Below are 20,624 nucleotides of genomic sequence, written 5' to 3' on the forward strand. Positions count from 1 at the left end.
GTGCTAGTCGAGGATGTCGCCAAGCGGCATCCTGCCCTGCTGGTAGAATTCCCTTGGCCATCCCCGGCGTAGCGCACCAGGCCTTATGCGAAGGCTCATATAGAGGTGGCCGAGCCATAGCGGAACGGCCAGCCAAGCGCTGTTGATGTAGAACGCGAGGGCTATCCAGATCAGACTCCAGCTCAGGTAATTTCGAGTGGTACGCTGACATGTCTGGGCCCGACAGATGTGCCACATCAGATAGAGGTTCAGGAACAGCATTCCTATCATATCTTGGCCGAGCGAATAATAATCGGCCCAGTATGGAGAGCCGGAAGTGAGAACCTCACTCACGGACGGTTCCAGTGGAAACACGAAGTAGGGCAGGATGGCGGTTAGCAGGCTGACAAACAGCAGTTGCGCTCCGCTGTGCATCCGAAAGCGTTGCTTCGCGTGGTGCCGATCGTGCTCCAGCTGATCGTTCAGCTTATCCTCCAGATACACCAACAGCAGAGATACTGCCTCCTGTTGTGGCTGGGTGAGATCGGCCTGCTGCTTGTAGATGGGGTCTAGTTGTCTGGCCTGAAACCCCTGCTCGCTGAAGTCGTGTGCTAGCATGCCGAGCCCGTAACAGATCGGATAGACAAACTTGGCTGATACGGTATCTGGAGTGCTGCGCTCCAGTGAATCCAGCGTAGGGAAGTGTTCGCGGCTCTGCCACAAATAGGCATAAATCAGCGACTCCTCGGTATAAGGGTAAAAGTCTAAGTCGAACCCCTGCGCGCTGCGCAGAGCCATCAGCCGCTCGTGCAGGGGGGTGAGCAGATAGCTGTAGGCGTTATTGCTTTCCTTGTGGCAAAGCAGCAGGTTCCACAACACTATGGTGCTGGCGAGATCCGGATCGTTATCAAGACGTCGGCCGATCAGGGCCGCGAGAGCCGGTAATTCACTCTCTTTGGCTCGCTCTAGCAGCGACTGATCGCTCACTTCGGATCTACGTAGCAGATCGGTCTGGTTGCGAAGCTCTTGCGACAGCACATATTGCTCTGGCCAGCGAGCACATGCAGTAACGATGGCAGCCTGATAGACGGTGGGCTGAGCTGAGAGGCGCAGGACGGTGGAAAGCGGAGTGTCATCCTGATTGGGCGGCAGTCTGCCCATGGCGCAACGTACTGCGTCAAGGTGTTGTCTCGGCGTCCAGGCATAGGCGTAATAGAATTGTGCCCAGCGAAAACAGCCGCTCCATCCCTCACCATGCCAAGCATCGCCAAGACGTGTGTTGCAGTGAATGCGTTGGTGGGAGAGGCGAGCGCCAAGATGCAGCCCTTGGATGATTTGCTCTTGCCACCCTTCGTCATTGGCGCGCTGGACTACTGCATTGAACCACTCATCCGGCATCAGCGGATAGCGGCGCAGGCAGGAGATCCACTGCTCCGGAGATGCACAGGCAATCTGTGCAGCATTGGGTGGCGTGATGTTCAGCCAGTCATCATTGCCATAGTGCTCGAACAGCGCGTCCAGTAGTGGTAACTCGGGGCGCTCGGCCAGCTTGCGGCGAGCATGGCGTTGCAAGAGACGGGAAACAAATTGCCAGCCGCCTTCGGGGTTGGCTAGTTCGGGTTGGGCAAGCGCAGTTTCCAATGATGACCAAGTACCAAATTCACTGCTCCACCAGAGGCGTGCCAGCGCACCGCGAACGCCAGGCATCGACTCTAGCGCCAGCGTGGTGAGTGGTACCTCGCCAATGTCCAGCATCTGATCATGCAACCACTCCTCCATTGGGTTGGATTGTTGCCATGGCAGCATCAGCCACTGCGGCTCCCAGAATGCGCTGCGTGTCGTGGGCCAGTGACAGGAACGGGCCAGGGCTTGTAGCCAGCGTGCCAGCTCCTGGTCGCTGTTGATGTACCAGTGGATGAGGTGGTTGGCGAGCAACGCTTCGTGTTCTCGCTCTTCCAAGACCTTGGCTACCAGCATCACCAATTGTTCCTTGCCACAGCGTAGGGCTGAGTCGGAGAGCAAATCCCAGTCGTCCTCTTCTAGTTGCTCTTGTTCGAGCAGGGAGAGGGTGAGTGAGAGGCGGTGGGTGATATCGCCGTCGTCACCGGCTGCACGTAGAGCTCGCAGTTGCAGGCGTAATAGAGCCGGATGATCGCCGACGATCGGTATGGCGTAGTGATAGATGAGCCCCAGCACACTGTTGCGGTCGCCAGCCTCCAGCGAAAGCAGTAGTGGTTGATAAAAGGACATTACTGCACGCTGGCGAGCATGGTCGAGAGTGGCGAGCCACTCCAGCGGTGCCGGGACAGGCGCCTTGCGCCACCAATCGAGAAATTCTCCTTTTTTCTGGATATCGCCGCTGCGGCGCAGCAGTGCCGCCCAGTCAAGTGCTTGCCATAGCCGCTCGATTAAAGGAGAGGGCAACCATTGCCATTCGAAGATATGTTGTAGTACTTCGTCCGACAGCTGACTTTGCTGTACCAGCGAGAGCGATTGCAGTGACGCCAGCCACTTGTCCCACTCGTCGGACACAAATCGTCGGCTGGCATCGCCCAGCAGCGCAAGCAGATTCGTCAGTTCAGGGGCTGTGGCTGGACGTACCAGCTCGACCGGTAGCTTGGTGGAGTCCTTCATAGCCGGGCGTGGGCGGCTGGCCTCTTCATAGGCTTCGCGCAGCAGGCGGAATCCCTCCGGGTCATCCTCCGGATGGCAGTCACGCAGCTTGATGTGGTAGGCACGCTTGATTGCGGTCAGATCGTCGGTCTCTTTGATCCCGAGTCGTTGCCAGATATCCATGATTTATTCCTGCGGCTCGCTATTTAAGAGGTCAATGAGGCTCTGGGGTTGTTCGATATCCGGCAACGGTACGTCATACCAGCTCTGTCCGTGGATTGGGTTTTCGGGATCCTGAAGCGCATCGGCCAGCATTGAACGCATCTGCTTGGCTATCCAGCCGTACAGCAGCTCATGTGCTGCCTGTTCCGGCTCGCCGTCCTCGTGGCTGTACCGCCAGAGACAGCGACCGGCATACCATGCCTGAGTGTATTGCAGCCAAGACTTGTAGCGCCGCCGCGCCTGATAGGCGAGCTGATTGTGGATGAAGCCAAACTCCTCTTCGCTGACCCAGCCATAACGCAGTCCTTCACGGGTGAGGTAAGAGGCGCGACCATAGTCCCAGGCTTGTATGCCGTGGGCGCCGATATAGGGCGCAGTGCGGGCTACGAAATCGAGCGAGGCTCGCCTGTGTGTGGTCGACGCATTATCGCGTTGTGTCTGCCACTGGCTCCGCTGCATGCAATGAAAGGAGGCGTACTCTTCCAGCATGAGGTGCCCGTGGCACTCGCCATATGCCAGCTCGCGGATCTGTCGGTGCAGATCGAGGCGGTTCTCGATATTCCAGTCTTCTGCGAGAGTGGAGGGATCGACAAGACCTTCCCGCAACGAGGTGGGTTTGAGGTATTCACGCCACTCTTTCTGAAAAGCGATTTGGGGCGAAGTGAGGGTCAGCCACCACTTCTCGTGGGGGGCAAGGGCCGCATTGTCTAGCATAGTCTTGGAAAAGCTGCGATTGAAACAGGTTGTAGACTATAAGGTTGCAAGAGAAAGGATGCAATTGCGGCTGGTTTGCAGTTCACGAGTCAGCAATGTAGACACAGTGAGCACTAAGGCGGCAACCCTACTTCCTAGGCGTTAATAGTTGGATTTAGATATCTTCGCGGACTACATCCCAACGAATTTGAATCCAATGACATAGAGCGGCGGCAGGGCGGGGTAGATGTCGCGGATGACCTGTTTGAGCTCGGGGAGGGTCATGTTCTCCTGGCGGGCGTGTTCGTCATTGAGCTCATCGAAGGCGACCGCCTTGACCGAGAGCACCTCTATGGTGCCAAAGGGCTGGTGCTCCGGGTTGGTGAACAGCGCCAGCCGCTGGCCGGGTTGCCAGTTGGCCTCGCTCTCGTCGCGGATGGTGATGGTCTTGCGGCCGGCCTGGATGTCGGCGACGAAGCGGCTGAAGAAGGTGAACTCGGGATGGGTAGACATGGCACTCTCCTGACAGGGTGAATCGAAATGGGGTGAATGGAAATCAAAGGTCGAGGTAGGCGCGCAGCCTGGCCAGATCGGCGATGACCGGGCCGTCGCTGCCGTCGGCGACTATGCCCTGTTCGATCAGCTCCTTGAGAGCGCGCCGATAGACCCGCTCGGTAGTGCCAAAGCGCGCCGCCTCGTGGGTCCGCTTGCGTGAGCCGAGCATGGGGGTGCGCTGGCGCTCGCGCCACAGCTCGAAGGCGATGTTGTAGGCGATGGGGTGCAGCAGCCGGCTGGTGGTGATGTCCAGGGTATCCAGATAGTCGCTGGCGAGCGCCGCGGCGAAGAAGAGGGTCAGCTCGGGCTCGGCCAGCAGCCGTTTGGCCAGCTTGTCGGCGCAGATGACGGCGGCGTCCAGCTCGGTCTCGGCCACCACGCTCCACTGCACCGGGGTGGCGCTGAAGAACTCCATCTCGCCGAAGATCTGCTGGTGGCACTCGATTTCGCCGAGTTGAAACAACCGCCCTGAGTGCACCGCGCTGTTGAGGGAAATCCGGCCCTGGGCCACCAGATAGAGCTGCTCGCACAGCTCCCCTTGCCGCATGATGGGTTCACCGGGCAGGTAGCGGCGTGAAAACAGGGTGCAGTCTGCCAGCGCCGCGGCAAAGCGCGGTTCGAGTGCGGCAAGCTCGGCGTGAAAGCGACCGAGCGGATAGGGTTGTTGCTGCATGGTGAAGGCCCGGCTTGACGAGGGCCATGAGGCTAGCAAGAGCGCAGGCGGGATGCCAGCCCCGGCGCCTCTGAATGTGCCGGGCTTAACGTTTTGCCGGGGCCGTTGCGGCCCCGGCAGACCCGGTCTATTGCGTCAGGGCGTGGAGGGCGGCGGCGATGGCCAGCCGCTCGCCGGTCATCATGGCGGCTTCGCTGGCTGCGTAGTCGCTCACCCCTGCTTGCACGTCCTGCTCGAAGGCCACCACGTTGCAGAGCACGGCGGCCACCCGCACCTTGCGCAGGCGCCCCACGGCGAGCAGGGAGGCGGTCTCCATGTCCGCCCCGAGCACGCCACGGGCGTGCCAGTAGCGACAGACTTCCTGCTCGTCATCCCGGTAGAAGCTGTCGTGAGAGCGCACCAACCCGTGCCAGTGAGGCTGGCTGCTGGCGCCGAGATGGGCGAGCAGGGCGGCCTGCAGGCGGATGTCGGCGCAGGCGGGGTACTCGGGGGGCAGGTAGGCCAGCGAGGCGCCTTCGCTGCGCACCGCTCCTTCCACCACGATGAGATCCCCCAGCGCGATCTCATGCTGCAGGGCGCCGGCGGAGCCGACCCGGATGAGTGAGCGGGCGCCCGCCTGCACCAGCTCCTCCAGCGCGATGACGGCGGAGGCGCCGCCGATGCCGGTGCTGCACACAGTGACAGGCAGCCCCCGGTAGCGACCGTTGACCAGGCGAAACTCCCGGTGCTGGCCCAGCACGTCACACTCATCGAGCTGGCCGGCGATGCGGTCGACCCGGGCCGGGTCGCCGCACAGCACCACCCGTTCGGCGATCTGGTCCGGGCGGCATTGCAGATGGGGCAGCAGGCTCATGCGATCGCTTCCTGTTGCGGGCGCTTGGCGCTGACCATCCACAGGCGAGTGCCGTTGGCGGCAATGAACAGCAGGATCAGGTACTCAAGGGACATGGCATAGACCCCCTGGGCGGCATAGACGCCGATGCTGATGATGTTGATGACCACCCAGAGGATCCAGTTCTCCACGTACTTGCGGGTCATCAGGATCTGGGCCACCACGGAGAGCACCGTCATGCTGGCATCCCAGAAGGGGAAGGCATCGGGGGAGGGCTCAGGGGTGGCGAGATTGGCGCCAAACAGGTTGAGGAGGGCGACCGAGGTGCGGGCCAGGGCGGCGAACACCGGGTCGATGTAGAGGGTCAGCAGGGCGATAGCCAGCACGCTCACGGCGGCGGTGGCGATGAGCTTGGACTTGCTGAGCCAGCGGATCTGCAGGGTATCCCCCTGGGCGTTGGCCGGCCGGGTCCAGGCGTACCAGCCATAGAGGTTGGCGCAGAAGAAGAACAGCTGCAGCAGCAACAGGCCGTAGAGCTGGATCTGGAAGAAGATGATGGCGAACAGGCTGACGTTGATGAGCCCGAACAGGTAGTTGATGGTCTTCTCCTGACTGGCGCACCAGATGCAGGCCAGCCCGAACAGGGTGCCGACGGCTTCAATCCACGACATGGCGTAACCACCGCCCAGCGGTATGGTCACCAGGGTGTGATTGATGCTGAACCACTCGAATATGCTCATTTTCGTTTCCTTTGAAAATTGGGGGCGTTAACCGGGCCTATTCTAGGGGCGACGGGGAGAGGCTGGCAGGACTTTTGTCCGACCCGGGCCGAGCCACCTCAAAGAATGGGCAAACAGCAGGGGCAACTTTAGGCCCCCGATGGCGCCCTGATATGCGATGATGCCCTGCCCCTTTATTGATATGTAACAAATCGGGGAGAAATGAGCTGTGGTCTGATGGAATCCGCTCCGGCCGGGGTGGAGCTGAACAAAAGGAGCAAGTGTGAATTCCGAGTTGGTCTGGGTCCTCTGCATGCTGGTGGGCGCCATTTATCTGTTTGTGAGCAACAAGGTCCGCATGGACGTGGTTGCCTTGCTGATCATCATATTGTTCGTGCTGAGCGGCACCCTGACCCTGCCGGAGGCGCTGGCGGGGTTCAGCGATCCCAACGTCATCCTGATTGCCGCCCTGTTCGTGGTGGGGGAGGGGCTGGTGCGCACAGGCATCGCCTATCAGGTGGGGGATGCGCTGGTGAAGGTGGCCGGCAGCAGCGAGACTCGCCTGCTGGTGCTGCTGATGGTGGCGGTCGCCCTGCTGGGGGCCGTGATGAGCAGTACCGGGGTGGTGGCCATCTTCATCCCGGTGGTGCTGAGCGTGGCGAACCGGATGGGGATCCCGGCCGGCCGGCTGATGATGCCGCTCGGTTTTGCCGGCCTCATCAGCGGCATGATGACGCTGGTGGCGACGCCGCCCAACATGGTGGTCAACAGCGAGCTGATGCGCCACAACATCCACGGTTTCGGCTTCTTCGGCTTCACCCCCATGGGGGTCATCATTCTGGGGATGGGGATCCTCTACATGCTGCTGATGCGCACCTCCCTGGTGCGTGAAGGTGAGGAGGGCAAGAGCAAGCAGATCGGCCGCAGCACCATGCGCGATCTCATTCGCGACTACCGGCTGGCCGGCCGGGCGCGCCGACTGGCGATCCGGCCCGATTCACCGTTGATCGGCCAGACCCTGGACGAGCTGCAACTGCGGGCCCGCTACGGGGCCAACGTCATCGGGGTGGAGCGCTGGCGCAAGTTTCGGCGGGTGATGGTCACCGTCTCCGGGGTGACCGAGTTCCAGGCCAAGGATGTGCTGCTGATCGACATGTCCGACACAGAGGTGGACGTGCGCGAGTTCTGCAGCGAGGCGCGGCTAGAGCCCATGATCCTGCGCGGCGAATATTTTTCTGATCAGGCGCGGGAGGTGGGCATGGCAGAGGTGTCGCTCATCCCCGAATCCCGCCTGCTCGGCAAGAGCATCCGTGAGGTGGCGTTTCGCTCCCATTATGGTCTCAACGTGGTGGGCATTCGCCGCGCCGGTGAGGCGCTTGGCGGCAAGCTGGTGGACGAGGCGCTGCAACTGGGGGATACCCTGCTGGTGGTGGGCAACTGGAGCCTGATCCGTCTGCTGCAGACTCACAGTCGCGACTTCCTGTTGCTGGGGCTGCCGGCCGAGGTGGACGAGATGGCACCGGCCCGCAGCCAGGCCATTCACGCCCTCATCTGCCTCGGGGTGATGATCGCCCTGATGGTGACCGATCCGGTGCCCAACGTGATCGCGGCACTGATCGCCTGCCTGCTGATGGGCAAATTCCGCTGTATCGACATGGAGAGCGCCTACAAGTCCATCCACTGGCCGACCCTGATCCTCATCGTCGGCATGCTGCCCTTTGCGCTGGCGCTGCAAAAGACCGGCGGGGTGGATCTCATCGTCGGCGCGCTGATCTCGGCGGTAGGGGAGATGGGGCCGCGGGTGATGCTGGCCAGCCTGTTCGCCCTGTGCGCCATCATCGGGCTGTTTATCTCCAACACCGCGACGGCGGTGCTGATGGCACCGATTGCGCTGGGCACGGCGCAGCAGATGGGGATCTCCCCCTATCCGTTCGCCATGACCATCGCCATCGCCGCTTCGGCGGCCTTCATGACGCCCGTCTCCTCGCCGGTCAACACCCTGGTGCTGGGCCCCGGCAACTACCGGTTCGTGGATTTCGTGCGCATCGGCGTGCCCTTCACCCTGCTGGTGATGGTGGTGAGCGTCATCGCCATTCCTTGGTTCTTCCCGTTCTGACGACAGCAAACGACATGGCGGCCTGCGGGCCGCCTTTTTATTGCCCGCAATGCTCTGACATGAAAAGGGATGTATAAACCGGGAGCCGGGCATCAGCGCCGTCGTAGAGGAGAGCACAAGGCGCAGCCGTTGATACATGGGCGGTATTGCAGACGTGCGATGGCATGGAGAGGGGAAGAAGAGTGGCAAACGCCAGATACAAAAAAACCAGCCTGAGCTGGTCTGTTTGGTACTGCTTTTGATGGTGCGGAAGGAGAGACTCGAACTCTCACGCCTAGGGCGCCAGAACCTAAATCTGGTGCGTCTACCAATTTCGCCACTTCCGCAGGAGTAATGGTGGCTATGACGGGATTCGAACCTGTGACCCCCGCATTATGAGTGCGATGCTCTAACCAACTGAGCTACATAGCCGTCTTGTGCACGACTCGCGTCGAATACAAGCAAAAATGGCTGGGGCACTAGGATTCGAACCTAGGTATGGCGAGATCAAAACCCGCTGCCTTACCGCTTGGCGATGCCCCAACAGTGTTCTTTGCAATCAGATGATTGAAGGAACGTTTTCAAAAATGGTGGCTATGACGGGATTCGAACCTGTGACCCCCGCATTATGAGTGCGATGCTCTAACCAACTGAGCTACATAGCCGTTTGTTGTCAACCACGGTGTGGAAGAGAACAGAATAATGGCTGGGGTACTAGGATTCGAACCTAGGGATGGCGAGATCAAAACCCGCTGCCTTACCGCTTGGCGATACCCCAACAGCGATGCCTGACAGAGACTATCAAACATCTTTTAAAAATGGCTGGGGCACTAGGATTCGAACCTAGGTATGGCGAGATCAAAACCCGCTGCCTTACCGCTTGGCGATGCCCCAACAGCGATGCCTGACAGAGTCTATCAAACATCTTTTAACAGTGGCCGGGATACCAGGATTTGAACCTGGGCACATTGACGAGTTCAACACCCATCACTGCTTCCCTTGACCTGTCACCGACATCTGAATGCCGACAACTGAAATAATGGCTGGGGTACTAGGATTCGAACCTAGGGATGGCGAGATCAAAACCCGCTGCCTTACCGCTTGGCGATACCCCAACTAGAGATGGTGGCTATGACGGGATTCGAACCTGTGACCCCCGCATTATGAGTGCGATGCTCTAACCAACTGAGCTACATAGCCAACCTTGCTTCCAGTGCCTCGTTGCCTCGTCACTGTGCGGGCCGAATTATGCGTATCTGGCTCTGGGGCGTCAACCCTTTTTTTGTTTGAAAAACCGAATTTGGGTGCGTTTGGCGAGTTATTGGTCGCTGTCGTGCAAAAGCCCAACAATCTGGTTTTTTTTACGACATTTGCCAGCAGATACGAGCCTTGGCCAGTTAAAAAGGAGGCCAGCAAATGCTGGCCTCTCATGGGATTAGACGTTGAACAGGAAGTTCATGATATCGCCATCTTTGACGATGTACTCTTTCCCTTCGGCGCGCATCTTGCCCGCTTCCTTGGCACCTTGCTCACCCTTGTAGGTGATAAAGTCTTCGAAGGCGATGGTTTGGGCACGAATAAAGCCTTTTTCGAAGTCGGTGTGGATCTTGCCGGCCGCCTGCGGAGCGGTGGCGCCGACCGGGATGGTCCAGGCACGCACCTCTTTCACACCGGCGGTGAAGTAGGTCTGCAGCTTGAGCAGCTCGTAACCGGAGCGGATCACCCGGTTCAGGCCCGGCTCTTCGATGCCAAGGTCAGCCATGAACTCGGCGCGGTCGGCATCGTCCAGCTCGGCGATGTCAGCCTCGATGGCGCAGCAGACGACCACCACAACCGCGTTCTCGGCGGCGGCGATTTCGCGCACCTTGTCGAGGTAGGGGTTGTTCTCGAAGCCATCTTCCGCCACGTTGGCGATGTACATGGTGGGTTTGAGGGTCAGGAAGTTGAGGTGGCTGACGGCGGCCAGCTCATCCTTGTCCAGCTTCATGCCGCGGATCATCTGACCGTTTTCCAGTGCCACCTTGATCTTCTCCAGCACTTCCACTTCCAGCTTGGCATCCTTGTCGCCGCCCTTGGCGCGCTTGGACTGGCGGTTGATGGCGCGCTCGCAGGCATCCAGGTCGGAGAGAGCTAGCTCGGTGTTGATCACCTCGATGTCGTCGGCCGGGGAGACCTTGCCGGCGACGTGGACGATGTTCTCGTCGTCAAAGCAGCGCACCACGTGACCGATGGCTTCGGTTTCACGGATGTTGGCCAGGAACTGGTTGCCCAGGCCTTCGCCCTTGGAGGCACCGGCCACCAGGCCGGCGATGTCCACGAATTCCATGGTGGTCGGCACAACGCGCTGCGGATTGATGATGGCCGCCAGCTGATCGAGGCGGGGATCCGGCATCGGTACCACGCCGGTGTTCGGCTCGATGGTGCAGAACGGGAAGTTGGCGGCTTCGATGCCGGCCTTGGTCAGCGCGTTGAACAGGGTGGATTTGCCTACATTGGGCAGGCCCACGATACCGCATTTAAAACCCATGGATTGTTACCTTACGTGATGGATGCTGTGTGAGGGCCGCAGAACCTGCCCATGCTCTTGCTGCGAGGCTGTGATCAAGGCTCATGTGCTGCTCGGAATCCTCACGTATGACTATACGCTCCGGTTCCTGCGCTGCGCTTTACCTTGCTGACAACCTCTCGTTACAGAGCATGAACAGGTTCTTGGGCGACCCTGTCATATTGTTCGACCCTGACGCGTGTCAGGCATCTGTATTCAGACTTTCTCGGCCTTGAAGCTGTGCAGCCGGTTCATGGCCTTGGTCATGTCCTGCTTGAACAGAATGTCGGTGGCGCGCAGGGACTCGTCCAGTGCGGCCTCGATCAGGCTCTGTTCGCTGCTGGGGGCCTTGGTCAGCACGAAACCGGCGACCAGCTCCTTGGCGCCCGGGTGACCTATCCCCAGCCGCAGCCGGAAAAAATTATTGTTGTTGCCCATCCTGGCAATGATGTCCTTGAGGCCGTTGTGGCCACCGTGGCCGCCGCCCTGCTTGAATTTGGCGATGCCGGGGGGCAGGTCCAGCTCATCGTGGGCCACCAGCATGGCTTCCGGCTCGATCTGGTAGAAGCGGGCCAGCGCGGCCACCGCCTTGCCGGAGAGGTTCATGTAGGTGTTCGGGATGAGCAGGCGCACATCCTGGCCATCCACCTGGATGCGGGCGGTGTGGCCGAAGAACTTGGGCTCTTCGCGCAGGCTGACGTTGTGCCAGCGTGCCAGTTGCTCCACATACCAGGCCCCGGCGTTGTGGCGGGTCTTGGCATATTCCGGGCCGGGATTGCCCAGACCCACGATCAGTTTGATTTGGCTTGTCACGCTTGATTTCTTCACTCGCTGCTTGCAATGGGCCGACTGCCCAGGGCAATGGGACGCAATATTCTAGCCGCCGACTGGCGATCACTCAACCAAAGCTCGGCCAGCGACGGGGAAAAGCGGGAGAACAGGCGGCCAACGGCAGCAAAACGGGCCCCAGCGTGGGGCCCGTGGTGTGGCTTGCCGGTGGCAGAGCCGACTTATTGGGCGGCCCGCACCAGGGTGACGGTCTCTTCCGCCAGCGCCGTCAGGGTCGGGCGCTGTTCGCGCACATACTGCACGAAGGAGGCGGCGTCGGTGCCGCAATCTATACCGCTTGCCTTGCAGTCAAGCTGATGGCCGGCGGTGTAGCGGGCGCTGAGCTGATCACCACTCTGTTCCACCCGCTCGACCGGGAACGCCGTCAACTTGCCATCCTGCCAGGCGAGATCCTGGCGCTCGGCGTGCTGGGCCTGGGCGCGGGCCAGCGCCTGCCAGCCATCGTTGCCGTTGGCGCTGTAGGCGTTCATCACCACCCGGTAGCGCGTCGCATCCACCAGATCCTGCCACTGGCCGTCAGCGTCTTGCCACTGCAGCTGGGTCAGAGCGCCGCGCTTGCCCGGCGTGGTTTCGGTGAAGGTGTAGCGCAGGTGACCGCCGTAGGGGAACTTGCCGGCGTGGGCGCTGGCGGGCAGGGTGGCGGTGATGGTCTCGGTCAAGAGGGCGCGCACCTCGGCGCCGGTCAGGGTGAGCACCGAGAGCTGGTTCTTGAATGGCAGCAGGGTGAGCGCCGCATCCCCTTCACGCAGCTCGCCGGCCGGCAGATCGGCGCGCACGCCGCCCACCGCCAGCAGGGCGAAGTGGACCGGGCCGCCGGTCAGCGCCTGCACCGCCGGGGTATTGGCCCAGTAGTACTGACCCTCGGCCACCAGCGGGGCGACGTCGGAGCCGTGGCTGTCGCTGCCGTTGTCACCGGGGCGACGGGCATTTTGCAGGGCGGCCGGCAGGGTGGCGATGACGGGGCCGAAGGCCTGCTCGAGGGCGGGCTTGTAGTGGCTGTCGATGATGCCGCGCAGGCGGGGATCCTCATCCACGGTCACCAGGTTGGGCTGGGCGTCGATGAACTTGGCTGCCTGCTTGCCGCGGGCCTCGTCCAGTGCCTGCTTGCGGGCGGGATCGGCGAAGAAGTCGCGGCTGGCCAGCAGCTGGTTCTGGCCCTTGCAGGCGATGACCCGGCCCTGGGCATCGAAGCTCACCTGGGCCAGTCCGATGGCCTGGGCATAGGAGCCGGCCTGCACCACGCAGGTCATGCCGACCCCGTCCGGGTTGGTGACAAGCGCCGCGTACTCGCCGGTGTTGCCCCAGCCGATGTTGCGAAAATCGCCGAGCAGGCTGTGGGAGTGCCCACCGACGATGGCGTCGATGCCGTTCACCTTGGCCGCCAGCGCCAGATCCCGCTGGTTGCCGATGTGGGTGAGCGCCACGATCTGGTTGATGCCGTGCTGGCGCAGCAGGTCCACCGTCGCCTGGGCCGAAGTGATTTCGTTGCCAAAGCGCAGCTTGCCGACGTTGGGGGAGATGTTGGCCATGTCCTCCAGCACCAGTCCCATCACTGCGACCAGCTGTTTGCCCTGGGGCAGGTTGTTGAGATCGCTGACCGGGCTCTTCTGGTTGCCGTCGAAGGCGTAGATGACGAACGGCTTGAGATTGGTGGCATGGCGCAGATCCGGATCGTCGCGGGTATCCAGGTTGGCGGCCAGTACCGGGAAGTTGACTCCCTGGATGAAGCGGGCGAGCTTCTGGTTGTCGAGATCGAACTCGTGATTGCCAAGGGCCATGGCGTCGAGGCCGAACTGGCTCAACAGCTCGGCGTTGGCCATCCCCTCGTTGAGCTTGAAGTAGCCGCTGCCCTGCCAGGCATCGCCGCCGTGCAGCAGCAGGATCGGCTGGTTCTTGGCCAGCGCATCGGCCTGGAAGGATTTCGCCATGGTGAGCAGGCGCGGATAGCCGCCGAAGCGGGTGTAGAGGGTGTCGGTCTCCCCCTGCTTGCCAAAGATGGGCCCCTTCAGCTCGGCGTTGACCGGGTCAAACTGGGAGTGAGTGTCGTTCATGTGAGCCAGGGTCAGCACGAAGGGCTGGCCTTCATTGCCGGGCTGACAGGCGAACAGGAAGCTGCAGAAGGCAAGGAGCAGCAGCGGGCGCAAGCGATTCATGGAACAATCCTTAACCTGCGACGGGGCAGGGCAGTACCGGGTGTAACTGGGACTAAAAAGACAAAAACCGCCAGCTGGCGGTTTTTGTCACAACAGGGTCTATCAATGCTCAAACATGGCAGAGATGGACTCTTCGTTGCTGATGCGGCGAATGGCTTCGGCCAGCACGGAAGAGAGCGTCAGCTGCTTGACCTTGTCGACCGCCTTCATCTCCGCGGTGAGCGGGATGGAGTCGGTGATGATCAGTTCGTCGATCACGGAGTTCTTGATGTTCTCCACGGCGGAACCGGAGAAGACCGGGTGAGTGGCATAGGCGAATACACGCTTGGCGCCGCGCTCTTTCAGGGCTTCTGCGGCTTTGCACAGGGTGCCGCCGGTGTCGATCATGTCGTCGACGATGATACAGTCGCGGCCGGCCACGTCACCGATCAGGTGCATGACCTGGGAGACGTTCGGGCGGGGACGACGCTTGTCGATGATGGCGATGTCGGTATCGTCCAGCAGCTTGGCGATGGCACGGGCACGTACCACGCCGCCGATGTCCGGCGACACCACCACGGGGGATTCGAGGTTCTTGGACTTCATGTCTTCCAGCAGCACCGGGCTGCCGAACACGTTGTCGACCGGGACGTCGAAGAAGCCTTGGATTTGTTCGGCATGCAGGTCAACGGTCAGCACGCGATCCACACCGACGCTGGAGAGGAAGTCGGCGACGACCTTGGCGGTGATGGGAACACGGGCGGAGCGGACGCGGCGGTCCTGACGGGCATAACCAAAGTAGGGGATAACGGCAGTAATACGGCCAGCTGAAGCACGACGCAGAGCATCCACCATCACGATCAATTCCATCAAATTGTCGTTGGTCGGGGCACAGGTGGATTGAATGATGAAGATATCGCCACCACGTACATTCTCGTTGATCTGTACGCTGATCTCGCCGTCGCTAAAGCGACCTACGGCAGCATTGCCGAGTTTGATAAACAGGCGATCTGCGATCTTCTGGGCTAGTTCCGGCGTTGCGTTACCAGCAAACAGCTTCATGTCAGGCACGGTTTGAAACCTCGGGGTTGCATCCAGTATGTGGGGAGTCTTATTCAGACCCTTATCGTTTTGGGGCAAACGATTTATCAAGTTGACGGGTCAGACCACTATAGGCTGCTTTCAGGCCAGGTGCCCACGTTGCATGCGGCAAGTCGGTTGAGCGTCGTGCTGGTCGACGCCCCGTCATCCAGGATGACCAGTGACCTCTCGACAACGAGAGGGTAACGATGGGTGCTGCAACCGGCGAGGGGGAGTGTGCACTCCCGGCAAGACTGCTGCGGCAGGTGAATCGATATACCCTGTTCGATGTTCAGGAGATGGCTGGGGTACTAGGATTCGAACCTAGGAATGGCGAGATCAAAACCCGCTGCCTTACCGCTTGGCGATACCCCAATCACTGACTTGTTGCAATGCAGCGAAGAGTGGTGATATGTTCTCGCCCTTGGCGACAAACCCATCCCATCCTTTCGGCACTTTTGCCAACACTTCCCGAGCAGCCACTTCGTCTTCAAACTGAGCAAAGACGCAGGCTCCTGTGCCCGTCATTCTTGACGGCGCGTATTCTAGCAACCAGCCGAGCGCATTGGCAACCTCGGGGTGGCGCTTTTTCACCAGCAATTCGCAATCGTTTTTCCACTCCCCTTCCAGCAGATTGTGCAATGCCATTTTCGGGGTATCTCTGGGCAGGTCCGGATCCTGGAACACGGCGGCGGTCGCCACATGGCAATCGGGCTTGAGCACCAGATACCAGGCACTCGGCAGCTCGACCGGCTGCAACCGTTCACCGACCCCCTCGGCAAAGGCCGCCTTGCCGCGCACGAACACCGGCACGTCGGCGCCCAGCTGGACGCCGAGCTCGGCCAGCTCGTCTTCACTCAAGCCGGCTTGCCACAGGTGGTTGAGGGCGACCAGGGTGGTGGCCGCGTCCGATGAGCCGCCGCCGATGCCGCCGCCCATGGGCAGCACCTTCTCCAGCCGGATATGGGCTCCCTGCGGGCTTGGCAGCCTGGCCTGCAGCAGGCGGGCGGCGCGGATGATCAGGTTCTGCTCGTCGGGCACGCCGGGAATGGCCGGGCTCAGGGTGAGCAAGTCGGTATCGGTGAGCGGCTCGAACTCGAGCCAGTCGCCGTGGTTGAGGAAGATGAACAGGGTCTGCAGCTCGTGGTAGCCGTCTGGGCGACGGCCGTTGACGTGCAAAAAGAGATTCAGTTTGGCCGGAGCCGGCCAGCGCATGGCGCTCATGGGGGAGTCCTTGTCGATGGCCGCCATCAGCGGGCGATGGTCCACTGGTTGATCTGCAGCTTGAGGCGGCTGCCCTGGCCGGTCATGGTGAGCAGGTGCGGCAGTCGGTAACCGTCCTGATCTCGGTAATCGCCATAGACGATCTGCCACTGACCGTCACGGACGCTGGCCAGACTGCGGTCGGGGTTGAGCTCGAATTCGGCCTGGCCCGGCAGGCCCTTGATCCACTCCGGCAGCCCGGCCACCGGAATGTTCCAGCCGGTGAGCTGATAGATGAGCGTCTCGGCATCCTGGCTCTGGTGCGGGTTGCCCTCGTTGTCGATCAGGGTGATCTCGCCCTTGTTGCGGGAGAGCTCCAGGATATGAGTGCCGATCAGGCTGGTGAGGTTGAGGCGGTAGTCGTCGCCATCCTGCTGCCAGTTGACCCGGGCGCTGCCCTTCTGCTGGGCGGTGATGATGGCCATCTTGCCCGACAGCTGCCAGTGGCTGAGCTGCTCGAGGCGGGTACGTTCCTGCTGCCAGTTGACCTGATCACGCTGGGGTTGGGTAGTGGCGCAACCGGCCAGCAACAGCAGGCAGCCAAGGGTGAAAAGACGCAACAACAAGGTCATGCTCCGGAAAAGGTGATTTGCCACAGTATACGGGGCGGCCGTATTGCTTTTAAAGACTTACCCTTTCTCGTACAATTGGCAGCCTTTACTCCCAGCGCACAGATACGATCCACGCCCACTCATGAGTTTGCTTGCCCTCGGAATCAACCACAACACCGCCAGTGTCGCCTTGCGGGAGCGGGTCGCCTTCGGCCCGGACTGCATCGATCGCGCCTTGCGTGAGCTGGTCGCCCAACCCGGTGTAAGCGAGGCGGTGATCGTCTCGACCTGCAATCGCACCGAGCTTTACTGCAGCCTGGCGCAGGGGCAGGGCGAGCAGGTGTTGCAGTGGCTGCAGCGTTTCCACGGTCTGGATGCGGCCGAGGTGGTCTCCGCCATCTACCAGCATCAGGACGAGGAGGCGGTCCGTCACCTGATGCGGGTGGCCTGCGGGCTCGACTCCCTGGTGCTGGGAGAGCCGCAGATCCTGGGGCAGATCAAGCAATCCTACGCCCATGCCCAGCAGTCCGAGGCGGTGAAGGGATCGCTGGAGCGGCTGTTCCAGAAATCCTTCTCGGTGGCCAAGCGGGTGCGTACCGATACCGAGATCGGCGCCAGCGCCGTGTCGGTGGCCTTTGCTGCGGTGAGCCTGGGGCGGCGGATCTTCTCCGATCTCTCCCAGACCAAGGTGCTGCTGGTTGGCGCCGGCGAGACCATCGAACTGGTGGCCCGCCACCTGCGCGAGCAAAACGTCACCCAGATGATGGTGGCCAACCGCACCCTGCAGCGGGCCCAGCTGCTGGCCGAGGAGTTCGGCGCCCAGGTGATGACGCTCGAAGAGATCCCGGACTACCTGCACGAGGCGGACATCGTCATCAGCTCCACCGCGAGCCCGCTGCCCATCATCGGCAAAGGCATGGTGGAGCGCGCCCTCAAGGCCCGCCGCTTCAAGCCCATGTTCCTGGTGGACATCGCCGTGCCCCGCGACATCGAGGCGGAGGTGGACGAGCTCTCGGACGCCTATCTCTACACGGTGGACGACCTGCAGGGCATCATCGAGCAGAATCTCGAGACCCGCAAACGGGCCGCCGCCGAGGCCGAGCTCATCGTGCAGGAAGAGCGCGACGACTTCATGGGCTGGTATCGCAGCCAGCACTCGGTGGATCTCATCCGCGATTACCGTCACCAGTCCCAACAGGTGGCCGACGAAGAGCTGCAGCGCGCCCTGCTGGCCCTGCAGCAGGGCGAGAATGCCGAGCAGGCGCTCAAGGCGCTGGCCCACCGCCTCACCAACAAGTTGATCCACGCACCGACCCAGGCCCTGCGTCATGCCGCCGCCCAGGGGGATCACCACCAGCTGGCCCAGTTGCGCCAGGTGCTGGGGTTGTCACAAGAGTCATAGTTTTGGGGCGACCAGCCGGTCGTCCCGTCCTCCATCGAGAACACAAGATTTATGAACCCGTCACTGATCAGAAAGCTGGAAGGCCTCATCGAGCGCCACGAAGAAGTACAGGCCATGCTCGGCGAGCCGGACGTGGCCGCGGATCAGGATCGCTATCGCGCCCTGACCCGGGAATATGCCCAGCTGGAAGATATCGTTCACGCTTTCCAGCAATTCCGCCAGGCCGAAGAGAACCTGGACGCCACCCGCCAGATGCTGGAAGAGGATGATGCCGACCTGCGCGAGATGGCGCAGGAGGAGCTGCCGCTGGCCAAGGCGACCTACGAGGAGCAGGAGCAGGCACTGCAGGTGATGCTGCTGCCGCGCGACCCCAAGGATGACAACAACTGCTATCTGGAGATCCGCGCCGGTGCCGGTGGTGACGAGGCGGCGATCTTTGCGGGCGATCTGTTTCGCATGTATTCGCGCTACGCCGAGCGCCAGGGCTGGCGGGTTTCCATCGTCAGCTGCAACGACGGCGAGCATGGCGGCTACAAGGAGGTGATCGCCAAGGTGGAGGGCGAGCACGTCTACGGCCGCCTCAAGTTTGAATCCGGTGGTCACCGGGTGCAGCGGGTGCCGGAAACCGAATCCCAGGGCCGGGTGCACACCTCCGCCTGTACCGTCGCCGTGCTGCCGGAAGTGCCGGAAGCCGAGCAGATCGAGATCAACCCCTCGGAGCTGAAGATCGACACCTTCCGCGCCTCCGGGGCCGGCGGTCAGCACGTCAACAAGACCGACTCCGCCATCCGCATCACCCACCTGCCCACCGGCCTGGTGGTGGAGTGCCAGGATGAACGCTCCCAGCACAAGAACCGCGCCAAGGCGATGTCGGTGCTCTCCGCCCGTCTGCAGGCGGCCGAGGATGAGCGCCACCGCGCCGCCGAGCAGAGCACCCGCCGCAACCTGGTGGGATCGGGGGATCGCTCCGAGCGTATCCGCACCTACAACTACCCGCAGGGGCGCCTCTCCGAGCACCGCATCAACCTCACCCTCTATCGCCTCGGCGAGATCATGGAAGGGGACCTGGACTGCGTCATCAGCCCGATGATCCAGGAGTACCAGGCCGATCAGCTCGCCTCCCTGGCCGAGAGCAACTGATGCAGATCCAGCAGGCTCGCGCCCACATCATGGCGACCCTGGCAGGGGGGGAATCCCCCCGTGCCGATGCCGATGCGCTGCTCTGCCATCTGCTGGAGTGCCGGCGCAGCTATCTGATGACCTGGCCGGAGCGCGAGCTTGATGCCGCCCAGCAGGCGACCCTGCAGGGCTGGCTAGAACGCCGTCTCAATGGCGAACCCATCGCCCACCTGATCGGTGAGCGGGAGTTCTGGTCGCTGCCGCTCAAGGTGAGCCCGGCCACCCTGATCCCGCGCCCCGATACCGAGGTGCTGGTCGAGCAGGCGCTGGCGCGGCTGCCAGCAGGCCCCTGCGCCGTGCTGGATCTGGGCACCGGCACCGGCGCCATTGCACTGGCGCTCAAGTCGGAGCGACCGGATGCCGATGTATGGGCGGTGGACAGGATGCCGGCAGCGGCAGCCCTGGCCCGTGCCAACAGCGCCGCCCTCGGTCTACCCATCGAGGTGCGCGACGGCAGCTGGTTTGAGCCGCTGGTCGCGCCCTCGTCAAGCAAGGCGCCGCGCTTTGCGATGATCGTCTCCAACCCGCCCTACATCGACGGGGCGGATCCGCACCTCGATGAGGGGGACGTGCGCTTCGAACCCCGCTCCGCCCTGGTGGCGGACGAGCAGGGACTGGCGGATATCCGGCTGATCGTGGCGGGCGCGCCGGCCCATCTGCTGCCGAGTGGCTGGCTGTTGCTGGAGCACGGCTGGCAGCAGGGGGAGGCGGTGCGTCAACTCCTGCTGCAACAGGGCTACCTTCAGGTGGAAACCGTGCGCGATTACGGCGATAACGAGCGGGTGACCCTGGGGCGGCTGGCTCGGTGATGATGACGGGCAGGCCGGGCCTGCCTTTGTTCAAGGACACGTTATGTATTTTGCTATCAAACATCTGCACTTGCTGCTGATAGGCTTGGCCGTGCTGATGTTCATGTTGCGCTTCTATTGGCTGCAGACCGGTTCGAGCCGCGCCGCCAGCGCCCGTACCCTCAGGTTGAGCGGCTGGCTCAACGGCCTGGTGGTGCTCTCCGGCGTGCTGCTGTGCATGGTGCTGGATCTCAACCCGCTCAACAACGCCACCCCCTGGCTCAGCGAAAAGCTGACCGCCATCCTGGTGGTGGCCTTTCTGGCCATGATGGCACTGCGCCTGGCCCGCAGTAACGGCATCCGCTGGTTTGCGTTTCTGGGAGCCCTCGGCTGGGTCTTCTTCATCGCCAAGCTGGCCGTCTACAAGCAGGCCAGCCTGTTCGGTTAAGGATGA

General features: G+C 61.9%; 17 protein-coding genes and 9 tRNA genes. 5 read left to right on the forward strand and 21 right to left on the reverse strand.

Annotated features, from left to right (window positions below):
* Window positions 1-3: 3 nt before the first annotated feature.
* From ACB032_RS01580 to pnuC, 6 genes are all read right to left on the reverse strand, one after another.
* The gene (locus ACB032_RS01580) at window positions 4-2,775 is read right to left on the reverse strand and encodes a J domain-containing protein (protein WP_371137199.1); all 2,772 of its coding nucleotides are present in this window, start codon (window positions 2,773-2,775) and stop codon (window positions 4-6) included.
* A gap of 3 nt (window positions 2,776-2,778) precedes the next feature.
* Window positions 2,779-3,528 (reverse strand): DUF1266 domain-containing protein, encoded by a 750-nt coding sequence (locus ACB032_RS01585; RefSeq protein WP_171281393.1) that lies wholly within the window; start codon window positions 3,526-3,528, stop codon window positions 2,779-2,781.
* A gap of 171 nt (window positions 3,529-3,699) precedes the next feature.
* Window positions 3,700-4,020 carry a N(4)-acetylcytidine aminohydrolase gene (gene yqfB, locus ACB032_RS01590; protein WP_371137200.1) on the reverse strand — a complete coding sequence of 107 codons (321 nt, stop codon included), beginning with the start codon at window positions 4,018-4,020 and terminating at the stop codon, window positions 3,700-3,702.
* A gap of 43 nt (window positions 4,021-4,063) precedes the next feature.
* A complete protein-coding gene (locus tag ACB032_RS01595; protein WP_224480959.1) occupies window positions 4,064-4,735 on the reverse strand; it encodes a Crp/Fnr family transcriptional regulator in 672 nt (223 codons plus the stop codon).
* A 127-nt stretch (window positions 4,736-4,862) separates the two neighbouring features.
* Window positions 4,863-5,588 carry a nucleoside phosphorylase gene (locus ACB032_RS01600; RefSeq protein WP_371137201.1) on the reverse strand — a complete coding sequence of 242 codons (726 nt, stop codon included), beginning with the start codon at window positions 5,586-5,588 and terminating at the stop codon, window positions 4,863-4,865.
* A complete protein-coding gene (pnuC, locus tag ACB032_RS01605) occupies window positions 5,585-6,307 on the reverse strand; it encodes a nicotinamide riboside transporter PnuC (RefSeq protein ID WP_011706944.1) in 723 nt (240 codons plus the stop codon). The genes ACB032_RS01600 and pnuC overlap by 4 nt, the downstream gene beginning before the upstream one ends.
* A 262-nt stretch (window positions 6,308-6,569) precedes the next feature.
* Here pnuC and ACB032_RS01610 point away from each other — a divergent pair, with 262 nt between their 5' ends.
* Window positions 6,570-8,402: an SLC13 family permease gene (locus tag ACB032_RS01610; protein WP_371137202.1), complete on the forward strand. Its 1,833-nt coding sequence runs from the start codon at window positions 6,570-6,572 to the stop codon at window positions 8,400-8,402.
* A 242-nt stretch (window positions 8,403-8,644) separates the two neighbouring features.
* On the opposite strand, the gene ACB032_RS01615 is transcribed toward ACB032_RS01610, so the two are convergent.
* From ACB032_RS01615 to lolB, 15 genes are all read right to left on the reverse strand, one after another.
* Window positions 8,645-8,728: transfer RNA gene (locus ACB032_RS01615), tRNA-Leu, on the reverse strand.
* Between the two features lie 8 nt (window positions 8,729-8,736).
* Window positions 8,737-8,813: transfer RNA gene (locus ACB032_RS01620), tRNA-Met, on the reverse strand.
* 36 nt (window positions 8,814-8,849) lie between these two features.
* Window positions 8,850-8,924 (reverse strand) — tRNA-Gln (locus ACB032_RS01625).
* Between the two features lie 45 nt (window positions 8,925-8,969).
* Window positions 8,970-9,046, reverse strand: a tRNA-Met gene (locus tag ACB032_RS01630).
* A 38-nt stretch (window positions 9,047-9,084) separates the two neighbouring features.
* A tRNA-Gln gene (locus tag ACB032_RS01635) sits at window positions 9,085-9,159 on the reverse strand.
* Window positions 9,160-9,200: 41 nt separating this feature from the next.
* Window positions 9,201-9,275, reverse strand: a tRNA-Gln gene (locus tag ACB032_RS01640).
* Between the two features lie 146 nt (window positions 9,276-9,421).
* A tRNA-Gln gene (locus ACB032_RS01645) sits at window positions 9,422-9,496 on the reverse strand.
* 8 nt (window positions 9,497-9,504) lie between these two features.
* Window positions 9,505-9,581 (reverse strand) — tRNA-Met (locus ACB032_RS01650).
* A gap of 235 nt (window positions 9,582-9,816) precedes the next feature.
* Window positions 9,817-10,908 carry a redox-regulated ATPase YchF gene (gene ychF / locus ACB032_RS01655; RefSeq protein ID WP_016351608.1) on the reverse strand — a complete coding sequence of 364 codons (1,092 nt, stop codon included), beginning with the start codon at window positions 10,906-10,908 and terminating at the stop codon, window positions 9,817-9,819.
* 234 nt (window positions 10,909-11,142) lie between these two features.
* Complete coding sequence (gene pth / locus ACB032_RS01660) at window positions 11,143-11,739, reverse strand: aminoacyl-tRNA hydrolase (protein ID WP_010673844.1); 597 nt, start codon at window positions 11,737-11,739, stop codon at window positions 11,143-11,145.
* 197 nt (window positions 11,740-11,936) lie between these two features.
* Entirely contained in the window at window positions 11,937-13,928 is a 1,992-nt protein-coding gene (locus ACB032_RS01665) for a bifunctional UDP-sugar hydrolase/5'-nucleotidase (protein ID WP_371137203.1), read from the reverse strand.
* Between the two features lie 102 nt (window positions 13,929-14,030).
* A complete protein-coding gene (locus ACB032_RS01670) occupies window positions 14,031-14,978 on the reverse strand; it encodes a ribose-phosphate pyrophosphokinase (RefSeq protein WP_005298464.1) in 948 nt (315 codons plus the stop codon).
* Window positions 14,979-15,287: 309 nt separating this feature from the next.
* A tRNA-Gln gene (locus tag ACB032_RS01675) sits at window positions 15,288-15,362 on the reverse strand.
* Entirely contained in the window at window positions 15,342-16,211 is an 870-nt protein-coding gene (gene ispE / locus ACB032_RS01680; RefSeq protein WP_101150292.1) for a 4-(cytidine 5'-diphospho)-2-C-methyl-D-erythritol kinase, read from the reverse strand. Before ispE ends, ACB032_RS01675 begins: the two co-directional genes overlap by 21 nt.
* A gap of 26 nt (window positions 16,212-16,237) precedes the next feature.
* The gene (gene lolB / locus ACB032_RS01685; protein ID WP_371137204.1) at window positions 16,238-16,822 is read right to left on the reverse strand and encodes a lipoprotein insertase outer membrane protein LolB; all 585 of its coding nucleotides are present in this window, start codon (window positions 16,820-16,822) and stop codon (window positions 16,238-16,240) included.
* 121 nt (window positions 16,823-16,943) lie between these two features.
* Between lolB and hemA the strand changes: the two genes are divergently transcribed.
* Genes hemA through ACB032_RS01705 form a run of 4 tightly spaced genes read left to right on the forward strand, consistent with a single transcriptional unit; the run spans window position 16,944 to window position 20,618 of the window.
* On the forward strand, window positions 16,944-18,203 hold the full coding sequence (hemA, locus tag ACB032_RS01690) for a glutamyl-tRNA reductase (protein WP_016351604.1): 1,260 nt from the start codon (window positions 16,944-16,946) through the stop codon (window positions 18,201-18,203).
* 51 nt (window positions 18,204-18,254) lie between these two features.
* Window positions 18,255-19,343: a peptide chain release factor 1 gene (prfA, locus tag ACB032_RS01695; protein WP_029304187.1), complete on the forward strand. Its 1,089-nt coding sequence runs from the start codon at window positions 18,255-18,257 to the stop codon at window positions 19,341-19,343.
* Window positions 19,343-20,191 carry a peptide chain release factor N(5)-glutamine methyltransferase gene (prmC, locus tag ACB032_RS01700; RefSeq protein WP_371137205.1) on the forward strand — a complete coding sequence of 283 codons (849 nt, stop codon included), beginning with the start codon at window positions 19,343-19,345 and terminating at the stop codon, window positions 20,189-20,191. Before prfA ends, prmC begins: the two co-directional genes overlap by 1 nt.
* Before the next feature lie 43 nt (window positions 20,192-20,234).
* Window positions 20,235-20,618, forward strand: a complete 384-nt coding sequence (locus ACB032_RS01705; protein WP_017409175.1) for a SirB2 family protein — start codon at window positions 20,235-20,237, stop codon at window positions 20,616-20,618.
* The last annotated feature ends 6 nt before the right edge of the window (window positions 20,619-20,624 follow it).

The organism is Aeromonas sp. S5(2024), assembly GCF_041403025.1.
Classification (GTDB): domain Bacteria; phylum Pseudomonadota; class Gammaproteobacteria; order Enterobacterales; family Aeromonadaceae; genus Aeromonas; species Aeromonas hydrophila.

Coding starts and splice junctions, on each gene's coding strand:
- ACB032_RS01580 (WP_371137199.1), bottom strand. CDS start 2,775: ATGGATATCTGGCAACGACTCGGGATCAAAGAGACCGACGATCTGACC.
- ACB032_RS01585 (WP_171281393.1), bottom strand. CDS start 3,528: ATGCTAGACAATGCGGCCCTTGCCCCCCACGAGAAGTGGTGGCTGACC.
- yqfB (WP_371137200.1), bottom strand. CDS start 4,020: ATGTCTACCCATCCCGAGTTCACCTTCTTCAGCCGCTTCGTCGCCGAC.
- ACB032_RS01595 (WP_224480959.1), bottom strand. CDS start 4,735: ATGCAGCAACAACCCTATCCGCTCGGTCGCTTTCACGCCGAGCTTGCC.
- ACB032_RS01600 (WP_371137201.1), bottom strand. CDS start 5,588: ATGAGCCTGCTGCCCCATCTGCAATGCCGCCCGGACCAGATCGCCGAA.
- pnuC (WP_011706944.1), bottom strand. CDS start 6,307: ATGAGCATATTCGAGTGGTTCAGCATCAATCACACCCTGGTGACCATA.
- ychF (WP_016351608.1), bottom strand. CDS start 10,908: ATGGGTTTTAAATGCGGTATCGTGGGCCTGCCCAATGTAGGCAAATCC.
- ACB032_RS01665 (WP_371137203.1), bottom strand. CDS start 13,928: ATGAATCGCTTGCGCCCGCTGCTGCTCCTTGCCTTCTGCAGCTTCCTG.
- ispE (WP_101150292.1), bottom strand. CDS start 16,211: ATGAGCGCCATGCGCTGGCCGGCTCCGGCCAAACTGAATCTCTTTTTG.
- lolB (WP_371137204.1), bottom strand. CDS start 16,822: ATGACCTTGTTGTTGCGTCTTTTCACCCTTGGCTGCCTGCTGTTGCTG.
- hemA (WP_016351604.1), top strand. CDS start 16,944: ATGAGTTTGCTTGCCCTCGGAATCAACCACAACACCGCCAGTGTCGCC.
- prfA (WP_029304187.1), top strand. CDS start 18,255: ATGAACCCGTCACTGATCAGAAAGCTGGAAGGCCTCATCGAGCGCCAC.
- prmC (WP_371137205.1), top strand. CDS start 19,343: ATGCAGATCCAGCAGGCTCGCGCCCACATCATGGCGACCCTGGCAGGG.
- ACB032_RS01705 (WP_017409175.1), top strand. CDS start 20,235: ATGTATTTTGCTATCAAACATCTGCACTTGCTGCTGATAGGCTTGGCC.